Source organism: Vibrio sp. dhg, assembly GCF_003443775.1.
GTDB lineage: Bacteria > Pseudomonadota > Gammaproteobacteria > Enterobacterales > Vibrionaceae > Vibrio > Vibrio natriegens.
In genome coordinates this window covers 885,850-907,190 of sequence record NZ_CP028943.1, presented here as the reverse complement: position 1 = coordinate 907,190, position 21,341 = coordinate 885,850, and the positions used below count along the sequence as shown (strand labels likewise).

The 21,341-nt window shown below is 44.1% G+C and carries 23 protein-coding genes and 1 tRNA gene; 7 read left to right on the top strand and 17 right to left on the bottom strand.

Features of this window, described 5'->3' with window-relative positions; genetic code table 11:
- Positions 1 to 162 precede the first annotated feature (162 nt).
- Both DBX26_RS25405 and DBX26_RS04300 read right to left on the bottom strand, forming a co-directional pair.
- Positions 163 to 300: a hypothetical protein gene (locus tag DBX26_RS25405; protein ID WP_162889663.1), complete on the bottom strand. Its 138-nt coding sequence runs from the start codon at positions 298 to 300 to the stop codon at positions 163 to 165.
- A 270-nt stretch (positions 301 to 570) separates the two neighbouring features.
- Positions 571 to 1,176 (bottom strand): porin family protein, encoded by a 606-nt coding sequence (locus tag DBX26_RS04300; RefSeq protein WP_118117955.1) that lies wholly within the window; start codon positions 1,174 to 1,176, stop codon positions 571 to 573.
- 386 nt (positions 1,177 to 1,562) lie between these two features.
- Here DBX26_RS04300 and DBX26_RS04295 point away from each other — a divergent pair, with 386 nt between their 5' ends.
- Positions 1,563 to 2,027, top strand: coding sequence for a hypothetical protein (locus tag DBX26_RS04295; protein ID WP_118117953.1), 465 nt, complete (start codon positions 1,563 to 1,565; stop codon positions 2,025 to 2,027).
- Between the two features lie 358 nt (positions 2,028 to 2,385).
- Entirely contained in the window at positions 2,386 to 2,691 is a 306-nt protein-coding gene (locus DBX26_RS04290) for a hypothetical protein (RefSeq protein ID WP_118117951.1), read from the top strand.
- Between the two features lie 125 nt (positions 2,692 to 2,816).
- On the opposite strand, the gene DBX26_RS04285 is transcribed toward DBX26_RS04290, so the two are convergent.
- The 4 genes from DBX26_RS04285 to DBX26_RS04270 form a co-directional block, all read right to left on the bottom strand.
- Entirely contained in the window at positions 2,817 to 3,497 is a 681-nt protein-coding gene (locus DBX26_RS04285) for a hypothetical protein (RefSeq protein ID WP_118117949.1), read from the bottom strand.
- 140 nt (positions 3,498 to 3,637) lie between these two features.
- Positions 3,638 to 4,327, bottom strand: a complete 690-nt coding sequence (locus DBX26_RS04280) for a hypothetical protein (RefSeq protein ID WP_162889662.1) — start codon at positions 4,325 to 4,327, stop codon at positions 3,638 to 3,640.
- A 315-nt stretch (positions 4,328 to 4,642) separates the two neighbouring features.
- Entirely contained in the window at positions 4,643 to 5,527 is an 885-nt protein-coding gene (locus tag DBX26_RS04275) for a site-specific integrase (RefSeq protein WP_118117945.1), read from the bottom strand.
- A 49-nt stretch (positions 5,528 to 5,576) separates the two neighbouring features.
- A tRNA-Arg gene (locus DBX26_RS04270) sits at positions 5,577 to 5,653 on the bottom strand.
- Between the two features lie 204 nt (positions 5,654 to 5,857).
- Here DBX26_RS04270 and folD point away from each other — a divergent pair.
- The gene (gene folD / locus DBX26_RS04265; RefSeq protein ID WP_014231181.1) at positions 5,858 to 6,718 is read left to right on the top strand and encodes a bifunctional methylenetetrahydrofolate dehydrogenase/methenyltetrahydrofolate cyclohydrolase FolD; all 861 of its coding nucleotides are present in this window, start codon (positions 5,858 to 5,860) and stop codon (positions 6,716 to 6,718) included.
- 76 nt (positions 6,719 to 6,794) lie between these two features.
- Here folD and DBX26_RS04260 read toward each other — a convergent pair whose 3' ends face one another.
- The 4 genes from DBX26_RS04260 to DBX26_RS04245 form a co-directional block, all read right to left on the bottom strand.
- Positions 6,795 to 7,994: a NupC/NupG family nucleoside CNT transporter gene (locus DBX26_RS04260; RefSeq protein ID WP_014231180.1), complete on the bottom strand. Its 1,200-nt coding sequence runs from the start codon at positions 7,992 to 7,994 to the stop codon at positions 6,795 to 6,797.
- 240 nt (positions 7,995 to 8,234) lie between these two features.
- The gene (locus DBX26_RS04255; protein WP_014231179.1) at positions 8,235 to 9,182 is read right to left on the bottom strand and encodes a LysR family transcriptional regulator; all 948 of its coding nucleotides are present in this window, start codon (positions 9,180 to 9,182) and stop codon (positions 8,235 to 8,237) included.
- A gap of 74 nt (positions 9,183 to 9,256) precedes the next feature.
- Positions 9,257 to 10,228: a lytic transglycosylase domain-containing protein gene (locus DBX26_RS04250; protein ID WP_014231178.1), complete on the bottom strand. Its 972-nt coding sequence runs from the start codon at positions 10,226 to 10,228 to the stop codon at positions 9,257 to 9,259.
- Positions 10,229 to 10,272: 44 nt separating this feature from the next.
- On the bottom strand, positions 10,273 to 10,557 hold the full coding sequence (locus tag DBX26_RS04245) for a YcgL domain-containing protein (protein ID WP_014231177.1): 285 nt from the start codon (positions 10,555 to 10,557) through the stop codon (positions 10,273 to 10,275).
- A gap of 197 nt (positions 10,558 to 10,754) precedes the next feature.
- On the opposite strand from DBX26_RS04245, the gene minC reads away from it, so the two are divergent.
- The 3 genes from minC to minE are packed head-to-tail and all read left to right on the top strand — an operon-like array spanning position 10,755 to position 12,513.
- Entirely contained in the window at positions 10,755 to 11,417 is a 663-nt protein-coding gene (gene minC / locus DBX26_RS04240; protein WP_020336114.1) for a septum site-determining protein MinC, read from the top strand.
- Positions 11,418 to 11,434: 17 nt separating this feature from the next.
- Entirely contained in the window at positions 11,435 to 12,247 is an 813-nt protein-coding gene (gene minD / locus DBX26_RS04235) for a septum site-determining protein MinD (RefSeq protein ID WP_014231175.1), read from the top strand.
- A 2-nt stretch (positions 12,248 to 12,249) separates the two neighbouring features.
- Positions 12,250 to 12,513 carry a cell division topological specificity factor MinE gene (gene minE, locus DBX26_RS04230; RefSeq protein WP_014231174.1) on the top strand — a complete coding sequence of 88 codons (264 nt, stop codon included), beginning with the start codon at positions 12,250 to 12,252 and terminating at the stop codon, positions 12,511 to 12,513.
- 127 nt (positions 12,514 to 12,640) lie between these two features.
- Here minE and rnd read toward each other — a convergent pair whose 3' ends face one another.
- From rnd to DBX26_RS04195, 7 genes are all read right to left on the bottom strand, one after another.
- On the bottom strand, positions 12,641 to 13,759 hold the full coding sequence (rnd, locus tag DBX26_RS04225; RefSeq protein ID WP_041170305.1) for a ribonuclease D: 1,119 nt from the start codon (positions 13,757 to 13,759) through the stop codon (positions 12,641 to 12,643).
- A 79-nt stretch (positions 13,760 to 13,838) separates the two neighbouring features.
- Complete coding sequence (fadD, locus tag DBX26_RS04220) at positions 13,839 to 15,530, bottom strand: long-chain-fatty-acid--CoA ligase FadD (RefSeq protein WP_020336111.1); 1,692 nt, start codon at positions 15,528 to 15,530, stop codon at positions 13,839 to 13,841.
- 105 nt (positions 15,531 to 15,635) lie between these two features.
- Entirely contained in the window at positions 15,636 to 16,490 is an 855-nt protein-coding gene (locus DBX26_RS04215; protein WP_020336110.1) for an alpha/beta hydrolase, read from the bottom strand.
- Between the two features lie 6 nt (positions 16,491 to 16,496).
- Positions 16,497 to 17,054, bottom strand: a complete 558-nt coding sequence (locus tag DBX26_RS04210; protein WP_020336109.1) for a Slp family lipoprotein — start codon at positions 17,052 to 17,054, stop codon at positions 16,497 to 16,499.
- Between the two features lie 47 nt (positions 17,055 to 17,101).
- Positions 17,102 to 17,407 (bottom strand): chromosome partitioning protein ParA, encoded by a 306-nt coding sequence (locus tag DBX26_RS04205; protein ID WP_118117943.1) that lies wholly within the window; start codon positions 17,405 to 17,407, stop codon positions 17,102 to 17,104.
- A 49-nt stretch (positions 17,408 to 17,456) separates the two neighbouring features.
- The gene (tsaB, locus tag DBX26_RS04200; RefSeq protein ID WP_118117941.1) at positions 17,457 to 18,158 is read right to left on the bottom strand and encodes a tRNA (adenosine(37)-N6)-threonylcarbamoyltransferase complex dimerization subunit type 1 TsaB; all 702 of its coding nucleotides are present in this window, start codon (positions 18,156 to 18,158) and stop codon (positions 17,457 to 17,459) included.
- A gap of 57 nt (positions 18,159 to 18,215) precedes the next feature.
- A complete protein-coding gene (locus DBX26_RS04195) occupies positions 18,216 to 20,126 on the bottom strand; it encodes an ATP-dependent DNA helicase (protein WP_014231167.1) in 1,911 nt (636 codons plus the stop codon).
- A gap of 215 nt (positions 20,127 to 20,341) precedes the next feature.
- On the opposite strand from DBX26_RS04195, the gene purU reads away from it, so the two are divergent.
- Entirely contained in the window at positions 20,342 to 21,175 is an 834-nt protein-coding gene (purU, locus tag DBX26_RS04190) for a formyltetrahydrofolate deformylase (protein ID WP_118117939.1), read from the top strand.
- Positions 21,176 to 21,341 lie beyond the last annotated feature (166 nt).

Sequence of the window (21,341 nt, the reverse complement as noted above, 5' to 3'; positions counted from 1 at the left end):
CCTAAACATACCTATATTTATATAAGTTAAAAAGGTGGTGTCGAAAACACCACCTTTCCCACTTTTTAACAAGAAGAAGATTCACCTGACAAGGAAGCAAAGGAAATGCACGATCTACCGTTATACTCTTGGCTCCCCATCACTATCATTCTAGTTATTGGATCACTCTACTTCATCAGGAAGTTTGTGCTCCGTTGGCGCAATCTTAAACTTAACTCGGTTCAGCCAGCCCTTAGAAAGCCCGAGGGCGATCTTACGGATTTGGTTGACTCTGAGGTTAAGGTCATCAGAAAGCATCACACCCTCACCCGCGACGACACCGCGTTTATTGAGTCGTGCCTGTTTACGAGAAAACGCCGGAGCTGAGTCGTTATTTTTATTATATGAATCATTATCACGTAGTTACGCACAGACAATTGAGAGAAAGATCAACCACGAGCATTTGATAAGTGATATTTTTTCGTTTTTGCTTATGCTATCTGGGGGAGTTAGAGTAGATTTCAATATTAGGGGCTTAATATCAGTATCAGAAAGTAAAGGCATCCCAAAGGGATACCTTTGATTCATGAACTAAAAATACCAAACTAGGTTAGCATTTACACCGCTTACTTTTATGTTGTAAGACAGTCGTTCAGTATCTGAATAGCGGTACGAGTAATCTTCATCATGGAAGACTGCGTATTCGATTTGTAGTTTTACGTTGGTACCTTTTCCTACTTCGATACCTGCACCATATGTAAAGTCGCTTTCTGAATCACTTTCACCAAGCGATTTCAATGTCCCGACACCATAACCAAATAACCCATATAGAGAAAAGTATTCGTGAATCGGTAGTGTTGGTCTAGCGTATATTGCAAAGAACTTACTAACTTCAACATCTATGCCTTCAAAGTCACCGTCACTTACACCGAAATAACCCCTTACTTCACCAGAGATCCACGGGTTAAACTGATACCCAGCAAACGCACCTATCATTCCAGCGCCATCCGCACTTCCACTTCCAGAAAAAACTGAACCGCTATCGTAGTAGGTTGCATCTACATCGATGTTGAGGAAAGAACCTCCAATACCAAAATACATATCATTGTAATTATCGAGATAATCACTTGCCGCTGAGATTTTAGGAGTTAACGCTAGAAATACAACAGAGGCACCAACTAACAAAGATTTATTCATATAATCCCTTATATTTTTATGGTCATGATGCGTAAAATGTAGGTCAACTTTTATTAAATATGAACCAATGTACTATAAAATAAATAGCAAATGTGACTTAAGGCATATTAAATGACTATTTTTTAGCGTGGCTTTTATACAGCAAAGGTTTGGGTTTTGGTGTTGATAAGTTGCCTATTACGTATTATTGGTCAAAGTGGGATAACAAGTAATGTTAAGAACAAAAACTATAAGAAAAAGAGAAAGTCCATTTTAGTAGACCATTCAATAACCTAACCCCTCTATATTGATTCAATATTACTATTACTTAGGTTAACTCCTACATACATTAGAAGTAACTAACATACAGTGTTAGAATTAGAATAATCTAATATAAGGACGAAACCATGGCTGCCCCCACAGGAAACCAGAACAACAACAAATACCAACAGGAATATGCCGTACAAGTATACAAGCTCTGTTTGATGGGGACTCGTGACCAGGACTTAGCGGAATTTTTTGAAGTTCACAGAGACACTATCTTCCACTGGGTCAGCCTGTATCCAGAGTTCGCTGAAGCAAGAAAGCGTGGGAAGCTCGCAGCCGATGCAGAAGTAGCATACAGCCTATTTAATAGAGCAATGGGTGTAACAGTGACAAAGCAAAAGGTGTTAAGTTCCGGACAAGTGGTCGAGTTCCAGGAAGAGTTACCACCCGATATTCGAGCGATGGAGTTTTGGCTTAAATGTCGTAATCGTAGTAATTGGAATCCGAGTCAACAGGTTGAACTGTCAGGCAGTAAAGAAAACCCACTCGCCTTTATTCTTGCAGATATTGCGAAAGAAGCAGAGGATGCTTCCCCACTTCCGTAAATTGTTCAAAAAACAGCCACACTTAACATAATAACCCTAATCTGCACCAATCGAGTCCGCCCATTTTAAAATGTCCAACGAAACGTCTATTTTCCGGTGATTAGTCACCAAATATGGCTGAATAATAAATGCATAAACCATGCATAAATGAGCGAGTTTTAAAACCCGAACGAAAGCGCCATTTTCAACACTTTTGTTGTGACCACACTCTAAATCACTGAGTAGACCAATGGACTTCCTATTGGATTGCGACATAATTTTTATATTGGAAAGTAGCGGTTTCTCGCAAGATTCCTTCGCTTTCTACATACCCAATAAACCTCGCTCCGGCGGGGTTTTCTCGTTTTAGGAGACCTCTATGGAACATTCAAACAGACTAGTACCGACTTCTATCTTAATTATGACAATGCCATTCACACCGTTCGCAGTGGGAGCAAATTCGCCATCACATCATGAAGCCTATATGGACAGTGAGCAATTTAAAATCGAAATAGAAGCATCACAGCAACAGTTAACCTCCGCAGTCGAGCACTTCAATCAAGTATTAGAACAACAGATGGAAACATTTATGCATGCACAGACAAAGCGGTTTGACCGATACCATGCTCGCCAGATAGAGATGTCCAACGACATAAAAGAACTTTTAAGACGAGAAGGGTTATAAATAATCAGGGGAATGGACCAAACACTAACACCCCCTTCCCCACTTCAATATATCGGAGTCGGGAATTTATTTGATTTTTGAACCTGAAAACCGCCGAGCGTTGCGAAACCGTCTTATAGTGTTGGTTAGGCCTTTGACCAATATGGATTCAACGTCGCGTCAATTTCCCTACATGCATCTTCATGAAATAAATCAGTAGTATTGATTAAACTGAAAGGACAAAGCTCACCTACAAATTTTTTAGCGTTTTCAAAAACTGGGCTCTGTGGTGAAAACATCGCTTCAGAATCATCTCCGATTATAAATTCAAGGTCTAAACGGTTAATAACTTGTTCATTTTCATTACCATATAGGTGGTCACATTGAACAATAACCAACCATACCGTTTCAATATCTTGTACAATTTGAACCTTTACTATGTCCGGTTTTAACCAGTGCGAATACATTTTTTTTAATTCGCTTAGAATATCGCAAACGTCTAATGAATATTCTGCGTCAGATGCATCTGTACTAGCACCACTTTCCTCCAGTGAGAATCCTGCAACTAATAACCACCTTTTATCAGAAGTTTTTTCATAAAGCTGACCAATTCCCCATCCAATTCCAGCGCCTTCAGTTTCAAAGCAACTCTCGCACATATATGCCCATGGTGAAAACCCACTGGGCTTCATTGAACCATCAATTAAAAATCGCTGCGTTTGTAAATCACAGCCACAGAGGTCACATTCGGTAACCTCATCGCAACAAAATTCTTGTTCTTTTTGTGCCCGACCTCTATCGATCAATGCTTCGAGGTTACTTTTCATTTGACCATCCTTGGAGTTAATTATCTACGGTTCTGTTAAAGGGAAATCAAACAGAGAGACTTCCACAAGCATCTTGAACGCTCAAAGCAACGCATAATAAAAATGCCGAGCTTTGCTGATCAGTCTAAACAGTAGTTAGATTATTTATGACCGCTAATGCTTTTAATTGGTCTATTGCTCATGGAAAAAGTATCTAGATAGCCTGCGATCTTCATACTAACGCGAAGGTTTGGAATGATGTCAAACGCTGTCGGCTCTGGAAGCTCAAATTTTAGACCATATATAATAGTCATGTTCTTTGGGGCTGTAACCTTTCTGTATAAGGCGCTTTGTGCCTGATTACCAAGCTTACCAAGATTATCTACTCTCACATGAGCTTTTTCACCCGTCACTATGTAAGTGTTACCTATATCTACCGAAACCTCTTGATCTTTCTCAGATACGTTCTTGAGACTTACATAACAATAGATCACACGCCCAGATTGATTACATTCGTCAGACCAGGCAACAATTGTTCCATTAGAGCTTACAAAATTGGTTTTCTCTGCCGTATAGTAATCATCCTCAGGCAAAATTAGTGTATAGACAGGGTCTTTGTACCAGCTTCCCGATAGGAACACACCAATAACAACAAACGAGGACGCAATATAAGTTAAGCACTTGGTATATACCGCCGCCTTGAGATTTTTACATAAGTAGAACAACAGGATACTAACTAGTATTCCAACTAAAATTGCAGGGACATAACGGATCCAGTGCACTGAGGAGATAGGGATATGACTTAATTTACTGACGTTATCTCCAACTAATGAATCCAACAACTTTGTCATGAAGTAACCTATAAGTAGATTAACTAAACCCAGTAATGGTATGAGAATCCAAGATTTAAGCCTTTCCATGTACGAATTATCCTAGTCAATTAATTTTTTAAAGTTGAATTGGAACAATAAAAAAGTCAGATAGTTACGTCAAGTTGTCTGTATATTCAATAAGCTAACTCCGCATTAAGACGTGAGTAACTCTACTACCAACGAGGGGTGGGGTGAACCCAACCGTTATCCCCCCTCCCCCCACATCTATATATTGGCATCAGAAATTTATCTAAATTTTGAACTCTGAAACTGTCCCTAATGCTATCTGCCACCCTAATCGAAAAGCTTCTCCGCCAGAGCTTCGGCATCCAACTTTACGTACCGACTCAATACCCGGTGATCTCGGTGACCTGAAACCTTGGACACCAGCACACTGTCATGCCCTGCTTCTATAAGTTTGGATAACCTGTAATGCCTGAGCGAATGCAAGACAAACTCATGTAGCCCTTCTTCATCGGCTGCTTTTCGAAACTTCTTGCTGACGTATTCAGGTAATGCGCTAAAGACAGGGTATGTTGGCGCTCTGTCCGTGGTTAACTCCATCCTTTTACCGAGTATCGCCATTGCCATAGTAGAAAGCGGAACCTTACGGTCTTCCCCATTCTTTGTGTTCCATAGCTGTATGTAGCGGTGTTCTAGGTACACATCGCACCTTCGAAGCTTCAGGACTTCATTCCTGCGACAGGCTGTTTCACTCAAAAGCATACAAATGTCGCGCAGCTCTTCTGTGGGTAATTTGGCGACTACTGCCTCGACTTGTTCATGGGTGGGAATGAATTGGCGAACACCGTAATCTTTTGGTAACCGTATCTGTTTAAAAATATCTGGGATTTGTAAGCCGATATCCCGACGAAGCCAATTGAGCATCGCTTGCAGAGCTGCGGCATCCTTCCGAACAGTACCTGGCTTAACACTAGATAGACGATGAGTGATGAAAGAGTTGATGTTATCCCTAGCATAAGGGCTTGTGGTGAGATCTTTGATTAAATAAGAAGAAAAGTAGCGGCTGATTCGCTCTAATCGGTACTTTAACGTTCCAATGTAAGTTTTATGGTATTGCGCACGAATTTGAACGTAGCTGTCTATACAAGACGGAATTGGGGTGTTTAAATTAAGGTTTTGTGGTGGTTTTTTTGTGAGATTGTTCACTAAATACATGGCACAGTCCTAACGGTTTTGGAGAGGAAGACTGTGCTGAGGGGAGGAATGGCACGCCCTATAGGATTCGAACCTATGACCACATCCTTAGAAGGGACGTGCTCTATCCAGCTGAGCTAAGGGCGCGCTACAGGGAAAGGATTATACGAGTTAAAATGGGTAAATCAACGGCTTTTAGTAACATTCTGATCTGAATGCCTAAAAAAAGGTCACTGAAGCAATGAATGCTCAAAAACACCTCAGAGCAAACGTTTGCGTATGGATGTTAAATAGAAATTCTGCGACAATGCGCCGCAGATTATCTGCCTTCTAAAATTTATAAGGAAAGTCATGACTGCTCAAAATATTGATGGGACTCTCATTTCCCAAACTGTTCGTTCTGAAGTTGCAGCACGAGTAAAAGCTCGCGTTGAAGCTGGATTACGTGCCCCTGGCCTTGCAGTTGTTCTAGTTGGTGAAGACCCTGCTTCTCAAGTTTACGTTGGCAGTAAACGCCGCGCTTGTGAAGAAGTGGGTTTTGTTTCCAAGTCTTTTGACCTTCCGGCATCAACCACTGAAGCAGAATTGCTAGCGTTGATCGATGAGTTGAACAATGACAACGAAATTGATGGCATTTTAGTTCAGCTTCCACTTCCTGCTGGAATTGATAGCACTCATGTTTTAGAGCGTATTCATCCAGAGAAAGACGTGGATGGCTTCCACCCTTATAACGTAGGTCGTCTTGCTCAGCGTATCCCTAAACTACGCTCTTGTACGCCGAAAGGTATTATTACCCTGCTCGACCGCTACAATATTAATCTTCGTGGTAAGCACGCTGTGGTTGTTGGTGCTTCAAATATCGTTGGTCGTCCAATGACACTTGAGCTGCTATTGGCGGGCTGCACAACGACGACTTGTCACCGCTTTACTAAAGACTTAGAGAGCTACGTTCGTCAAGCCGACGTCGTTGTTGTCGCAGTAGGTAAACCAAACTTCATTCCTGGCGAATGGATTAAGAAAGGCGCTGTGGTTGTCGATGTGGGTATCAACCGTCTTGACTCTGGTAAGCTAGTTGGCGACGTGGAATACGATAAAGCACGAGAAAGCGCGAGCTTCATTACTCCAGTACCTGGTGGCGTTGGTCCAATGACAGTAGCAAGCCTGATTGAAAACACAATGCTGGCTTGTGAGCAGTTCCATACGGACAAGTAATCTCAGATCGCTAAATACTAAAAAGGCTCCTCTCGGAGCCTTTTTTCTTTATGTTGTATAAATTTAGTCTAAATCGTTAAAGACTCAAAATCACACCCGCAATGGATGCACTCATCAAGTTCGCCATCACACCCGCGACAATCGCGCGGAATCCATGCTTAGAAACAAACGCACGCTTCTCTGGCACCAATGAGCCCAAACCACCAATGAGCATTGCCATGCTTGAGATGTTCGCAAATCCACATAGAGCAAAAGTCACAATCGCTTGAGAATGGGCACTTAGCTGCGACTTCACTTCTGCAAGTTGGATAAAAGCAACAAACTCATTTACTACGATTTTATTCCCGATCAGAGACCCTGCCGTTATCGCCTCTGCCCATGGGACACCTAACAGCCATGCAACTGGCGCAAATACATAGCCCAAAACGAGTTCGAAGCTTAATGGTGTGCCAATAAGATCGCCAAACCATCCCAAAATACCGTTAAGCAATGCAATCACACTGATGAAAGCCAACAGCGTGCCGCCAACGGCAACCGCGATACGAACACCCGCCATCGCACCATCTGCCAATGCTTCAACTACATTGGTTGCTCGTGGGATTTCAACTTGGCTAAGATCGATTTCCTCAGCTTGGTTTGTGTCTTCCGGCATCAGAATTTTAGCCATCAACAAACCGGCAGGAGCAGACATAAACGCCGCCGCGATCAGATAATTTAAGTCTACGCCCAAAGATGCATAACCGACCAACGTACCACCAGCAACCGAAGCCAAACCACCAGTCATTACTGCAAAGAACTGAGAATCCGTCATGTGCTTTAGATAAGGTTTAACCATTAATGGCGCTTCAATCGTACCAACAAAGATATTGGCTGTAGCAGATAAAGACTCAGCACGACCAATGCCTAACAGCTTTTGGATACCACCACCGATAAAGTTAATCATTCTTGGCATAACACCAATGTGGTAAAGGCCAGCAATAAGCGAAGAGAAGAAGACAATAATGCCCAGTACATTAATAGCGAAAGTGAATCCGCCTGTCGCCAAATTGCCGAATAAAAACGCGATGCCTTCCTGACCATAGTTGATTAAGTTCGATACTACGCTGCTCACTGAGTTTAGAGCGTCTCGCCCTGCTGGTACATACAGAACCAATAATGCAAACAATACCTGTAAGGCAAAAGCAAGTGAGACGGTTCTGAGCTTTATATTTTTTCTATTTGTAGAAAGTAGCCATGCTACGAAGAGTATGGCTACGATACCAATAAGTGAGTTCATAAATTGGGTCCGACAGAAGGGGAATGGTAAAGGCGTCGGATTGTATAGCGGACTCAAAATGCTGCAACTTGAGGTTGTTAACAGTGTGAAAAGTTTCAGTGGTCAATATTTAAACTAAACATTAAACCATTGAATTTAATAATGATAAACGTTTGCTTTTTGTTATTATTTCCACATGGAAAAATTGTTTATAGATTCAGAAAAATTTTTGTGACAAAAATCACCTTATGTATACGATCGTCATGACTTAGGAATGGAGATATACGGTGCTAATCTTTGATCCCAATGACACGGATTACCGATCTTCTGTTTTATAAAGTTGATCACCGCAGATATTTTTTTCGGCATGTGCTGTCGGCTCGGATAAACCGCATAGAAAGGCATCGACTGGCTGGCTTTCCATTCCGGCAGCAATTGAATTAACTTCCCAGTTCTGAATTCATCGCCAAGCAAATACGTCGCGAGATAAGCAATTCCCCACCCTGCGATTGCAGCGTCGCGAACCGCTTCAGCAAGATCAACAGAATAGTTACCGGAAACTTTGACGTTAAGTTCCTGCTGATCTTTTGTAAATGCCCATCCGGTGTAATCACGCTCCCAGCTTCTGTAGATCAGGCAGTTGTGCAACGATAGATCGTCAGGTTCCACTGGCTTATCATGTTTAAGCAGGTAGTCTGGAGACGCCGCGACAACAAACTGGCAATCCGTTAATCGCTGGGCAATGTAACCTTCGGGCAAGTGTTCATTGTTGGTTACCCATAAATCCAAGCCTTCAGCTAACATGTCCACCTTGTAGTCGAACAAGTGCACTTCAACCTCAAGTTGAGGATACCGTTCTCTTAGCTCCTGAATGGCAGGAATGATATGTAACGTGCCGAACGATTGCGAAATGCCCAACCGCACAAGCCCAGCCACTTCATCTCTCTGGCTTTCCATTTCCAGCGTCGCGCTGCTGACAGCCTGAACGACCTGCTCACAATGATGATAAAAGGTTTTGCCCGCTTCAGTCGGAGTAAAACTTCGCGTTGTGCGTTGCACCAGCTTAATACCAAGTGAGTTCTCTAATTGGCTAAGTTGTTTACTCACATGGGAGACGGATACGCCGAGGCTTTTTGCTGCAGCCGTAAAGCTTTTGTGTTTGATCAATGCAGAGAAAATGACCATTTGAGCAGCACGTTCAGATAACACGAATTACCTCGATTTAAATGCAGTAAAAACTAAGGGCTCCGAAGAGCCCTTAACAACGATAATTTATTCAGGAACTAGTATGTGATGCGATCAGCTAAGTGGCTAACAGCTAGAGCGAAGTAGTAAGAGCGGTTCCACTTCATCAACACATTGTAGTTATTGTAAACCAGATAAGTTCGACCGTTTTCATCGTCAGGCATAATCAGCCAAGCTTTAATATCGTCATCCAGTTTAGGTAACGGGCTGCCATCAAACTTGGTGATACCTAATTTGCTCCACTCCTGCAGGTACTTACCTTTCTCTTCGGTTCGACCTTCCAAGTTATGATCAATGCCTTTCGGAACTTTTACCTGACGTCCCCAAGTGTAATTGTCATCCCAGCCGGATTTGCTCAGGTAATTCGCTGTTGAAGCAAACACGTCCGCTTTGGTTTGCCAGATGTCTTTCTTTCCATCGCCATTGCCATCCGCTGCAAAGCGAAGGAAGGAGCTTGGCATAAACTGACACTGCCCCATCGCACCCGCCCATGAACCTTTAAAATTCTCCAATTCAATATGGCCTTGATCCAGAATCTGAAGGGCAGCCATGGTTTCTTTACGGAAGAACTCTTCACGGCGACCTTCAAATGCCATGGTAGAAAGCGCGTCTATGACACGGAAGTTACCCGTAAACTTACCGAAATTACTTTCCACGCCCCACAACGCGACAATAAAACGTGGCTGAACGCCGAAGGTCTCACCAATGCGTTTAAGTTCCGTGTAGTGCTCTTTGTATAATTCTTTCGCTTGCTTAACCTTCCACTCTGGGACTGCACGCGGAATGTACTCATCCAGCGTCAGTTTTTTCTCAGGTTGGTTTCGGTCTGCTTTCACTGCTCGTGGCTTATATTCAACATTAGCGAAAGCGGCGCTGATGACCTGCTCGGAGATGCCTTGAGCACGCGCTTCTGCACGCAACTTATCCAGGTATTCCTCAAAACCTTCACTACTTGCAAAGGCTGAGGCACACATGCCAACGCTAAGCAGTGTAGCCAGTATTTTTTTCATATTCCCCTCCTTGAGCAAGGCAGAAGTCTCAGCAAGATATGGAATTATTTCCTGTCTTTTTGCTGAGCTTTTTGTTCTTTATATTTTTCTAACAGATTTTCCGGTGGTGGCGGAACCTGCAGGAAGAAACCATCGTTAATTAATGAGGCTTTCACTTTCTCGATATCCACCTGCGCCAATGTACGACCATCAAGTTTAATCGTCATGACAGCGATAGGCTTACCGAACATCTGCATCAAGGTGTCAGGAACCTGTGAAAAATCATCCTTTTTCGGAATATAGAGATAAGTACCTTCTTTTTTAGAGCTTTTATAAATAGAACAAAGCATGACACGCCTTTTATGCTGATTTAGCCGTTTTTATTACGGATTTAGTTGGAAACGTAAAATTGCCGCAAACTTAATAGCAAATTTGAGATTAATTCACCGAATTGCTTGTTAGAGAACTTGCTGCGCCAAAAGATGAAATATAACATGATAGACCTAGTTTAAGGCAACGCTCTTTCAACAGAGGCAAGAAGTCCACGATGACCCATTCACCAGACCTTAAAGGTAGCAGCTTTACTTTGTCAGTTTTACACCTTTCTGACAGCAAGATAGAAAAAACTATCGAATTTTTGCAAGAAAAAGTGTCTCAGGCACCGTCATTCTTTGCATCAGCACCTTTAGTTATCAATATATCGAAAGTCGAAGGCGACATTGATTTTCCTAAACTCAAGCAAGGTATTGCCGACGCTGGGTTCATTCCGGTCGGTGTAACGGGCTGCAAAGATAAACGTGTACAGAACCTTGCTTCTGAAGCTGGCTTCGCCATCATGTCTGCTAGTAAATCGCCGAGCCAGGCACCCGCGAAAATGGCGCCGACGAAGTTCGTTCGTACACCAGTTCGCTCTGGCCAACAAATCTATGCGAAAGACGGTGATTTAGTGGTACTAGCACATGTTAGCGCTGGGGCAGAAGTTATTGCCGATGGTTCTATTCATATTCACGGAACTTTGCGCGGACGCGCAATTGCAGGCGCTAGTGGGCAGCATGAAGCGCGGATTATTTGCCACGATTTACAAGCAGAACTAGTATCTATTGCTGGAGATTACTGGTTAAGCGATCAAATTGAGAGTGAGTATTGGCAGCAGAAAGTAATGATCAGTAGAGCCGAAGAATCATTACATCTCGAAACACTCACGATTTAGTATAAAAAGGAAAACAAATGGCACGCATTATTGTAGTAACGTCTGGTAAAGGTGGCGTCGGTAAGACCACTTCAAGCGCAGCCATCGCCTCTGGCTTGGCTTTAAAAGGCAATAAGACTGCGGTAATCGATTTCGATATCGGTTTACGTAACCTCGATCTTATTATGGGCTGTGAGCGTCGCGTAGTTTATGACTTTGTGAACGTCATTAACGGTGAAGCGACACTAAACCAAGCGCTGATCAAAGATAAGCGCACAGAAAACTTATTTATTCTTCCTGCATCACAGACACGCGACAAAGACGCACTCACGAAAGATGGCGTACAGCGTGTATTTACCGAATTGGACGAGATGGGTTTTGATTTCATCATCTGCGATTCACCAGCAGGTATCGAGCAAGGTGCTCTAATGGCGCTCTACTACGCGGATGAAGCCATTGTGACCACCAACCCTGAAGTCTCATCTGTACGCGACTCAGACCGTATTTTGGGTATTCTGGATTCGAAGTCGCTACGAGCAGAGCAAGGTTTAGAGCCTGTGAAGCAACACCTTCTGTTGACTCGATACAACCCGATGCGCGTAAACCAAGGTGAAATGCTGAGTGTTGAGGACGTTGAAGAGATCCTTCACATCCCGCTTCTGGGCGTGATTCCTGAAAGCCAGGCGGTGCTTAACGCATCAAACAAAGGTGTGCCAGTAACGTTTGATGAAGAGACAGACGCGGGCATGGCTTACTCTGACACAGTAGACCGCTTACTTGGTAACAAGGTAGATTTTCGTTTCCTTACAGAGGAGAAGAAAGGGCTCTTTAAACGACTGTTCGGAGGATAGACATGTCACTATTAGAATTTTTCCGCCCACAGAAGAAAAAATCCGCAAGTCTAGCCAAAGAGCGTTTGCAAATTATTGTGGCAGAACGCCGCAGCCAAGATGATCCGGCACCGTCTTATCTGCCTCAGTTAAAAGAGGATATCCTGAAGGTGATCGGCAAATACGTAGATATTGACCCGAACATGGTTGATTTAACATTTGAGCATAAAGACGATGATATCTCGGTGCTTGAGTTAAATGTAAAACTGCCTGACGACGAAAAGTAATTCGGATTTAGGTGTTTGTGAAGTGAAATCAGTCATTGGTTTACTAACAAACACCTACATTTCTACATTGCACACTGCATAAAAAAGGTTGGCTACATGGCCAACCTTGTTCTATCTACATCTTGCGCTACTTAAGCGCTTTATTCATTTTTTCGCCGATAAGTTCAAGACGCCAGTTTTGCATCACATCAGGCATTCTTGCCGGATCACGGTCCTTTTTCCATACCCAGCTAAGCAACTGATTGATCTGCTTTTTAGAGGCAAGGAACTCAGTAGCTAAGCCAGATTTCTGTGATGCACTTTTCACAATATCTTTCATGTTCTTGAAGACCTGCTTATAGCCTGGGTAGTCCATAAGACGTTCAATTTTCTCAGGGTATTCATCCGCAGGTGTCTGCTTGGCTTTTTTAACGATATCAGCAATCTTTGCACCGTGACGGTTAACGGCTCGGATATCAATGCCTTCCGCTTCCATTTTCTTAAAGCTTGTTAAACCAAGGCGGGCAACCGTTAATAAGTCCCCTTCTTTGAAAACAAAGTTCAGAGCGAGGTCACGTTTGATTGCCTGACGGTAACGCCAAGTGGCCAACGGCTTTAAGACAGCCAACTCTGCCGGTTTAAGTTGCCATGCACCTTTGATATCAAGGTACGCATTTTCTTCGTTCACTTCACGAATACGCTTCGAAACCAGTAAATCGCTCTCCTGCTGCACCGCATGCCACCAGCCAGCTTCGGTGACTTTATCGAGCAAAATTTCGTAAAGCGGCAGCAAGTAGTGTACGTCAGCCGCAGCATAATCAAGCTGCTTTTGCGTCAGCGGGCGAGCCATCCAGTCTGTGCGAGACTCGCTCTTATCCAGTTCAACACCCAGATATTCTTCCACTAGCGTTGCAAAGCCTGTTGATAGCCCATGCCCAAGAAACGCTGCCATAAGCTGGGTATCGACCATCGGAAATGGCGTGCAACCAAACGCATTCTGGAACACTTCGAGATCTTCACCACATGCATGCAGAACTTTTAATACCGAGGTATCTTTCAAAAGTTCAACGAAGGGTGACATATCCGTCAGTTCTGTCGGATCGATTAAGGAAAGATTATTGCCGTCGAAAAGCTGAATCAAACCTAGCTGTGGATAGAAAGTTCTGATCCGTACAAATTCCGTATCCAACATAACGACATCTGCGTCTCTGGCTTGAGCGCAAACTTGTTCTAGGTCTTTGTTTTTAATAATAATCTTATAATTCACATGCTTCTCGCTATAAAAAATGCCAGCAAAACGCTGGCATTCTATCATTTTTTAATTCCGGCGACTTCACGAAATCGACTTATGCGCTCTTCTTCGCAAGCTCTGCATCGTTTTCTTCACGAAGAACACGGCGCAGAATTTTACCTACGTTAGTCTTCGGTAATTCTTCACGGAATTCAACCAGTTTTGGCACCTTGTATCCCGTTAAATGTTCGCGACAATGCGCAATCACTTCATCTTTCGTTAAGCTTGGATCGCGTTTAACGACATAGATTTTCACCAGTTCACCAGAAACATCGTTAGGCTGACCAATCGCTGCAACTTCCAGAACTTTACCGTGCAATGCGACAACATCTTCGATTTCGTTCGGATAAACGTTAAAGCCAGAGACCAGAATCATATCTTTTTTACGGTCAACAATATGCAGGAAGCCTTCGTCGTCAAACTTAACAATATCACCGGTTGATAACCAACCTTCTTGGTTGATGGTGTCTTTGCTGGCCTCCGGACGCTGCCAGTAACCTTGCATCACTTGAGGGCCACGAACCTGAAGCTCACCCGTTTCAGTATTTGGCAGAGCATTGCCCTCTTCATCAACGATACGAACTTCTGTCGACGGAACAGGCAAACCAATAGACCCATTGTATTCGATAAGATCATGCGGGTAAGCGGCCACCAGAGGAGAACATTCTGTCAGGCCATAACCTTCTAGCAGATAGCAACCTGTTGTCTTCAGCCATTTTTCTGCAACGGCGCGCTGAACGGCCATGCCACCACCAACAGACAGTCGCAGATTGCTAAAGTCCAGCTCATGGAAGTCTTCATTGTTAACCAGAGCGTTAAACAGCGTATTAACCCCGGTGATAGCAGTAAATGGATGCTTTTGTAACTCTTTTACAAAGCCCGGAATATCACGTGGGTTGGTAATCAACAGGTTACGGCCACCCATTTCGATAAACAGCAGGCAGTTCACGGTTAATGCAAATACGTGATAAAGCGGTAATGCGGTCACAACCAGTTCTCTACCAGGAGTCAGCACCGGGCCATACGCACCTTTCGCCTGCAATACGTTTGCAATCATATTTCGATGGGTCAGAATCGCGCCTTTCGCCACCCCCGTCGTACCGCCGGTGTATTGTAAAAATGCAATATCATCGCCAGACATAAATGGCTTCACGTACTGTAAACGGCGACCTTTGCCTAACGCTTTACGCATTGAAATTGCACCAGGCAGGTTATATTTTGGCACCATACCTTTAACGTATTTCACGACAAAATCGACAATCGTACCCTTCGCTCGCGGCAACATCTGCCCAAGGCTGGTCAGCACAACATGTTTTACAGAGGTGTTCTCAACAATTTGTTCTAACGTGTTAGCAAAGTTAGAAACAATCACGATCGCTGTTGCACCAGAGTCGTTGAGCTGGTGTTCAAGTTCACGAGGAGTGTATAACGGGTTCACGTTTACCGCGATGCAGCCTGCACGCAAAATACCAAATAGCGCAACGGGGTATTGAAGCAAGTTAGGCATCATCAGAGCAACTCGGTCACCCTTTTTTAGCTTTAACTCATTTTGTAGGTAAGCGGCAAATGCACGACTACGCTCTTCCAGCTTTCGGAAGGTCATAACCGAGCCCATGTTCATAAATGCTGGTTGGTCTGCGTACTTTTGTACAGACTGCTCAAACATTTCAACCAAAGACTCATATTGGTCTGGGTTAATGGTTTCAGGTACGTCACTTGGATAACGTGAAAGCCATGGTTTATCCACGATATTACTCCTCGTTCATCGCTGTCTTACGATAACAGCCTTTTTATTTTGAGGGCCATTACAGCACAGCGAAGGTGCTTGAGCACGAAACTCCCAAACACTTGTTTAAATTTTGTTAACTACACCAAGAATTCCGTCTGAAACTTCGAGTATTTGCTCTAAATGACAGTGATGACCTCCCGAGACAGTAATCACTTGTGGTGAATTCTGCCCCCAATCAGCTTGGCTGGAAGGTAAATTTTTGAATCCTTGGTCGCCCAATACGATCAGGTGTGGACAACGTATTTGGCTGGTGATTGAGTCCGCATGCTCTTGCGCCATTCGGTAAAGCGAAGCGCATTTTAACTTAGCGTCATGTCGCCAAAACCAGACATTTTCACGCTGTACTGTTCCACGTTCTACGATTGGCAGAAGCTGTTCAGCGGTCAGTTGGTTGGCTTGCATGCGTAACTTTAGAGCCAGTTCAAAAGAAGATAGGGATCGTTCAGGCTTATTTTGTTGCCGATGTCGACTCAAAACGCCATCACGAAGTCTTTGCAAACTATTGGAAGGCACCTCGGTAAGAGGACCAGCACCTTCGATTTGCACTAACGCTTCGACCTGCTCAGGAAACGCAGCACTATAGCAACTTGCGACTAAAGCACCAAGTGAATGACCTACTAACACCAGCCTGTTTGGCGATAATTCATCCAACAACTCATATAAGTCGGCAATATAATCGTGGAAGAGGTAATAATTGTCGGATGATTTGTGGCTGGACAAACCATGCCCAAAGTGATCAATGGCTAATAAATGGAGAGTTGGGTTGAGCTGATGCATTTGCCCCATCAACGCTTTGAAGCTACCTGCGTTGTCTAGCCAACCATGAAGAAAAACGACTGACAAGTCAGCCGTTTTTTCATTACCTATTTCAAGGGCTGCCATTGTTCCGGCAGCAAGTTCAAATCGACGCTCATGCATAGCAGATTATTTGACCTGTTTGATGATTCTGCCATCTTGCGGAAAATCGTGACGCTCCATACGGCAGTTAATTGAATAGCAAGGGTAGAGGAAAAGTGGTGTATCGTAAGTTCGTACTCGCTCTTCTATCGTCCATAAACGGTAGCCCTGACCTTTCATCAGAGGGAAGATGTATTCACGCTCGCCGATTTTCCCTTCTTCTTCACCCGCACTTTTTCCGACCACTGTGACTAAACGCCCTTTGCTAAATGCCACAGGCTCTAAATAACCATCGAAGTAAACGGCAAAACGGCCTGCTGGTTCAGCACTAATATCGGGCTTGCCCGTCTCGCTAATGGGTAAATTAACGATTTCTACGCGCGTTTTGTCTTTGAAGTTGTCGACTTTAGCGATGATCCCCCCTAGACGGACATCACTATTTACAAGCCCTTGCGACTCAGCAAACGTTTTATAGTCTGTAAGAACTTGCTCAGTTGTTGCATTCAATTCTTCAGGAAGAGAACTGCACGCCGACAGCCCAAATGCAGCTAACAAAACCAGAAAAATGTGTCGAGAAAATGTCATAAGCTACCATTGAAATCTATTTATCGGGAACGAATGAGTTTCGTCCATTACACATAAATATCGACACCAAGCAATTGAGCCAGTTCCTCTTTTTTCGCTCGATTCATGACATCCATGTACTGTTCCATCGCTTTTCGTGCATTTCCCTCGGGAAGATCGTACTGCACTTGTGCTCTGTGAATCTGGGATTCATCCACTTGCTTTATGGAATGCGCGACCGCATTAGCAACTTTAGACGTCTGACCGACAGGTTGCTTAATCTGAGATTCTTTTACCTGCTTCTTTTTACTGATTTTGTTCGTGCGAGTCGAACCTGCTATCAGTGAGGGCGGTAATCCATTAATCGACGCCATAACGTTCCATAAAAAAGCGGGGTAATCCCCGCTTTTATCTCAATCTAAATTATTCGCGGCCCGGAAGTTTCTTCCAGGTCACATTATCGCGCAGATAAACCGGGCTCGATTCTTCAACCGGAACCGTGTTGCCTTTTTCTAACTCTTGCTTAGCCAGAATCACGATGTCTTGAGAATCAGGGTAAAGTACGTCACTTGAAGTAACACTGAATGGCAAATTGGCCAGCTCTTCCTGATAAGCACTCCAACCGGTACCTGCCGTTGTCCAGGTTTTATCGTCGGCTTGAGCTTCTTCAACCAGACGTGCTGGAGGAATCACACACTCTTCATCCATACCTGCCCACTCACCATTTTCCTGGCGAGAATAACGCGCCCAGTACACTTCACTCATACGTGCATCAATCGCAACGGCAACTTCAGTCGAACCATGAAGACGGTAGCTTGCTTGTGCCATCGCAGCGAGTGTTGACACACCAATCATCGGCAATTCAGCACCAAACGCTAAACCTTGTGCAATGCCGATACCGATACGAACACCTGTGAAGCTACCCGGACCACGACCAAATGCCAGTGCATCCAGTTCTTGTAGAGTCAGACCCGCTTCTTTCAACACTTCATCAACCATAGGTAAGACTTTTTTCGTATGGTCACGAGGTGCAACTTCACTGCGTGAAATCACTTGATCATTAACCAGTAGTGCAACTGAACAGTTTTCAGTTGATGTATCGATGGCAAGAATTTTTGCGCTCATTTAACTCTCTACAACTCTAATTGATTTGATTATGCCACAACACAGGTCTGTGGCTGATTATCCTGCTTTAAGGAAAGCTTTGATTCGTTCTAAATCCCGTGTTCTTGGAATCGGCGGTAAGCTTCCCAAGAAGGTGCCACCATAATCTCGGGTCACCAAGCGATTATCACAGATGATCAATGCTCCATGATCTTTCTGATCCCGAATCAAGCGTCCTACGCCCTGCTTTAACGTAATCACCGCATCTGGAATTTGCACTTCAGCAAAAGGCTCGCCGCCACGCAGTCGACAATCTTCGATTCGGGCTTTGAGGAGCGGGTCATCAGGGGCGGTAAACGGTAATTTGTCGATGATAACACAGCTCAGTGCATCACCTCTAACATCGATCCCTTCCCAAAACGCACCCGTTGCCACCAGCAACGCATTTCCGAGCTCCATAAACTCTGCCAAGGTTTTTTGCTTACTCATTTCACCTTGCATCAGAACAGGCAAATCCAGTGTTTCACGGAACTGTTCACCCAACTCACGCATCATGCTGTGAGAGGTACACAGAAAGAAGCAGCGTCCCTGGTTCTCTTCAATGACTGGCGCTAACATTCTCACCAGTTTATCCGCGAGCCCTGGACTGTTTGGTTCTGGTAAATAACGAGGTACACATAAGCGCGCTTGTTTTTCATAATCAAACGGCGATGGCAACGAAAACTGCTGTTTGGGCTTCAGACCTAAACGCTCGGTAAAATGTTTAAAATCTCCCGACACCGCCAAGGTTGCGGAGGTAAAGATCCAAGACCCCTGCTTAATTTCAATTTGCTCATGAAACTTATCGGCAACAGAAAGCGGAGTGATGTGCAACGCAAAATGACGGGGTGAAGTGTCATACCAATAGGAATAACCAGTGATGTCGACGTCACAAACACGGTTGATCCGACCTTTAATTAAATTGGCACGTTCAAATGCGGCATCCAGCAGTTGGCTACGGCCTAATGCAATTTTGAGAACATCAATGGCAAGATCGAGACTGTCGGTCAGCCGGACCAATTCACGCTTGATGGATTCCGACTGCATCGCTTCTCGCCAGTTGCCACGAAATCCAGGTTCGCCAAGCACAATTCTCATGTCCATGGCACTTTGCAATAACTTATCCCCGACCTTCTGCAATTGACGCATGTCTTTCGCTTCGGTTCGGTAAGCAATTTCAATGTCTTTAGCCAAATCATGAATTTGACGGCTAGAGACCGTCTGCCCAAAATATTCACTGGCAATGTCTGGTAACTGATGCGCTTCGTCGAAAATAAAGACGTCCGCCTCTGGGATCAACTCACCAAACCCGGTTTCTTTAATCGCAAGGTCAGCAAGAAACAGGTGATGGTTCACCACAACCACATCGGAATCCATGGCTCGTTTGCGTGCTTTTAGTACAAAACAGTCGGTATAGCTTGGGCATTCTTTGCCCAAACAATTGTCGTTCGTCGATGTAATCGTCGGAATGATCATGCTGTCTTCCGGCAAATCTTCGCAGTCACCTAAGTCACCCGTTTTGGTTTCGGAAGACCACGATCTCACCTTAACTAATTGAGTCAACAACGTGGGATCAGACTCGTTAGTGTGGCTTTCCACCATCTGACGGCTAAGGCGATCCAGACAAAGGTAGTTGGAGCGCCCTTTCAACAGCGCTACCTGACCATAAAAGCCCAGTGCATTCACCATGAGTGGTAAATCTCGATGGTACAGCTGCTCCTGCAGGTTTTTAGAACCGGTACTGATGATGACTTTCTTGCCGCTTAACAGAGCAGGAACTAGGTAAGCAAAGGTTTTGCCTGTTCCTGTCCCGGCTTCCACTACCAGTTGACTCTGATCTTTGATCGCACTACTGACGGCTTCTGCCATATCAATTTGGGGCTGGCGAGCCTGAAAGCCCGGTATAGCTTTACCTAAAGCGCCCTCAGAGGAGAATGTTTTTGCGATCATATCTGGGTCTGATTAGAAAAATTGCCGAGATTATAACAGACGATTGGCGCAGACATCAGCCTACAATATGACCTGCTTATTACTCATCGTAGATATTTTGTTGAAACCAGTCCCAGAATAGATTATTTATGGTGGAACATTGCGGTACGGTTGGTTCCTGTCAGCCAACGCACTTTTCGTACGCTTCATTTTTATTGCATGGAAGTCCCTAGTTTATGGAAAAGAAAACCCTGTTAACCCATTGTTCAGACGCTCCGGGTTTAATCTCAAAAATCACTAACATTTGTTACAAGCATCAACTAAATATCATTCACAATAACGAGTTTGTTGATAACACCAGCGGGCACTTTTTCATGCGAACGGAGTTGGAAGGTTACTTCAACGATCAAACTCTTCTCGCCGATTTGGATCAAGCGTTACCAACCGGAGCAAAACGCACACTGGTTAGCTCCCGACGTAAGCGCATTGTTATCTTGGTAACGAAAGAAGCGCACTGTCTGGGCGATATCCTGATGAAAAATTACGATGGTGGCTTGGATGTTGAAATCGCGGCGGTCATTGGTAACTACGACAAACTGCAAACGCTGACTGAGCGATTTGATATTCCTTATCACTATGTGACGCATGAGGATCTCAGCCGCGAAGAGCACGAACAAAAAATGCTCGAAGTCATCGGCCAATACGATGCGGACTACATCGTTCTAGCGAAGTACATGCGCGTATTAACTCCGTCATTTGTTGAGAAATACCACCACAAAATCATCAACATTCACCACAGTTTCTTGCCGGCGTTTATTGGTGCGAAGCCTTACCAACAAGCCTATGACCGTGGGGTTAAGATCATCGGTGCTACAGCGCACTTTGTGACCAATGATTTGGACGAAGGTCCGATCATTAAGCAGGACGTAATTCCTGTCGACCACAACTTTAGTGCACAGGACATGGCGCAAGCAGGTCGTGATGTCGAGAAGAACGTCTTAAGTAAAGCGCTTAATAAAGTGTTGAATGACCATGTCTTTGTCTACGGCAATAAGACCGTGATTCTGTAATAAGCTCTTCCGTCACATACCAGAACGAAAAATAAACCCGCCTCATTGGCGGGTTTTGTCTTTTCAGCACTATCCTGAGCTTTTAGCGTTTTAACGAAGCGATCTGCGCCGAAATTTTTCCATTTACTTACAATCATTTACCTAACGAATAATTTGGTTTATAAAT

What these genes read in the sequence shown, in the direction of transcription:
- DBX26_RS04300 (WP_118117955.1), bottom strand. Translation starts at nt 1,176, where the DNA reads ATGAATAAATCTTTGTTAGTTGGTGCCTCTGTTGTATTTCTAGCGTTA.
- DBX26_RS04295 (WP_118117953.1), top strand. Translation starts at nt 1,563, where the DNA reads ATGGCTGCCCCCACAGGAAACCAGAACAACAACAAATACCAACAGGAA.
- DBX26_RS04290 (WP_118117951.1), top strand. Translation starts at nt 2,386, where the DNA reads ATGGAACATTCAAACAGACTAGTACCGACTTCTATCTTAATTATGACA.
- DBX26_RS04285 (WP_118117949.1), bottom strand. Translation starts at nt 3,497, where the DNA reads ATGAAAAGTAACCTCGAAGCATTGATCGATAGAGGTCGGGCACAAAAA.
- DBX26_RS04280 (WP_162889662.1), bottom strand. Translation starts at nt 4,327, where the DNA reads ATGACAAAGTTGTTGGATTCATTAGTTGGAGATAACGTCAGTAAATTA.
- DBX26_RS04275 (WP_118117945.1), bottom strand. Translation starts at nt 5,527, where the DNA reads ATGTATTTAGTGAACAATCTCACAAAAAAACCACCACAAAACCTTAAT.
- folD (WP_014231181.1), top strand. Translation starts at nt 5,858, where the DNA reads ATGACTGCTCAAAATATTGATGGGACTCTCATTTCCCAAACTGTTCGT.
- DBX26_RS04260 (WP_014231180.1), bottom strand. Translation starts at nt 7,994, where the DNA reads ATGAACTCACTTATTGGTATCGTAGCCATACTCTTCGTAGCATGGCTA.
- DBX26_RS04250 (WP_014231178.1), bottom strand. Translation starts at nt 10,228, where the DNA reads ATGAAAAAAATACTGGCTACACTGCTTAGCGTTGGCATGTGTGCCTCA.
- DBX26_RS04245 (WP_014231177.1), bottom strand. Translation starts at nt 10,557, where the DNA reads ATGCTTTGTTCTATTTATAAAAGCTCTAAAAAAGAAGGTACTTATCTC.
- minC (WP_020336114.1), top strand. Translation starts at nt 10,755, where the DNA reads ATGACCCATTCACCAGACCTTAAAGGTAGCAGCTTTACTTTGTCAGTT.
- minD (WP_014231175.1), top strand. Translation starts at nt 11,435, where the DNA reads ATGGCACGCATTATTGTAGTAACGTCTGGTAAAGGTGGCGTCGGTAAG.
- minE (WP_014231174.1), top strand. Translation starts at nt 12,250, where the DNA reads ATGTCACTATTAGAATTTTTCCGCCCACAGAAGAAAAAATCCGCAAGT.
- DBX26_RS04215 (WP_020336110.1), bottom strand. Translation starts at nt 16,490, where the DNA reads ATGCATGAGCGTCGATTTGAACTTGCTGCCGGAACAATGGCAGCCCTT.
- DBX26_RS04210 (WP_020336109.1), bottom strand. Translation starts at nt 17,054, where the DNA reads ATGACATTTTCTCGACACATTTTTCTGGTTTTGTTAGCTGCATTTGGG.
- DBX26_RS04205 (WP_118117943.1), bottom strand. Translation starts at nt 17,407, where the DNA reads ATGGCGTCGATTAATGGATTACCGCCCTCACTGATAGCAGGTTCGACT.
- tsaB (WP_118117941.1), bottom strand. Translation starts at nt 18,158, where the DNA reads ATGAGCGCAAAAATTCTTGCCATCGATACATCAACTGAAAACTGTTCA.
- DBX26_RS04195 (WP_014231167.1), bottom strand. Translation starts at nt 20,126, where the DNA reads ATGATCGCAAAAACATTCTCCTCTGAGGGCGCTTTAGGTAAAGCTATA.
- purU (WP_118117939.1), top strand. Translation starts at nt 20,342, where the DNA reads ATGGAAAAGAAAACCCTGTTAACCCATTGTTCAGACGCTCCGGGTTTA.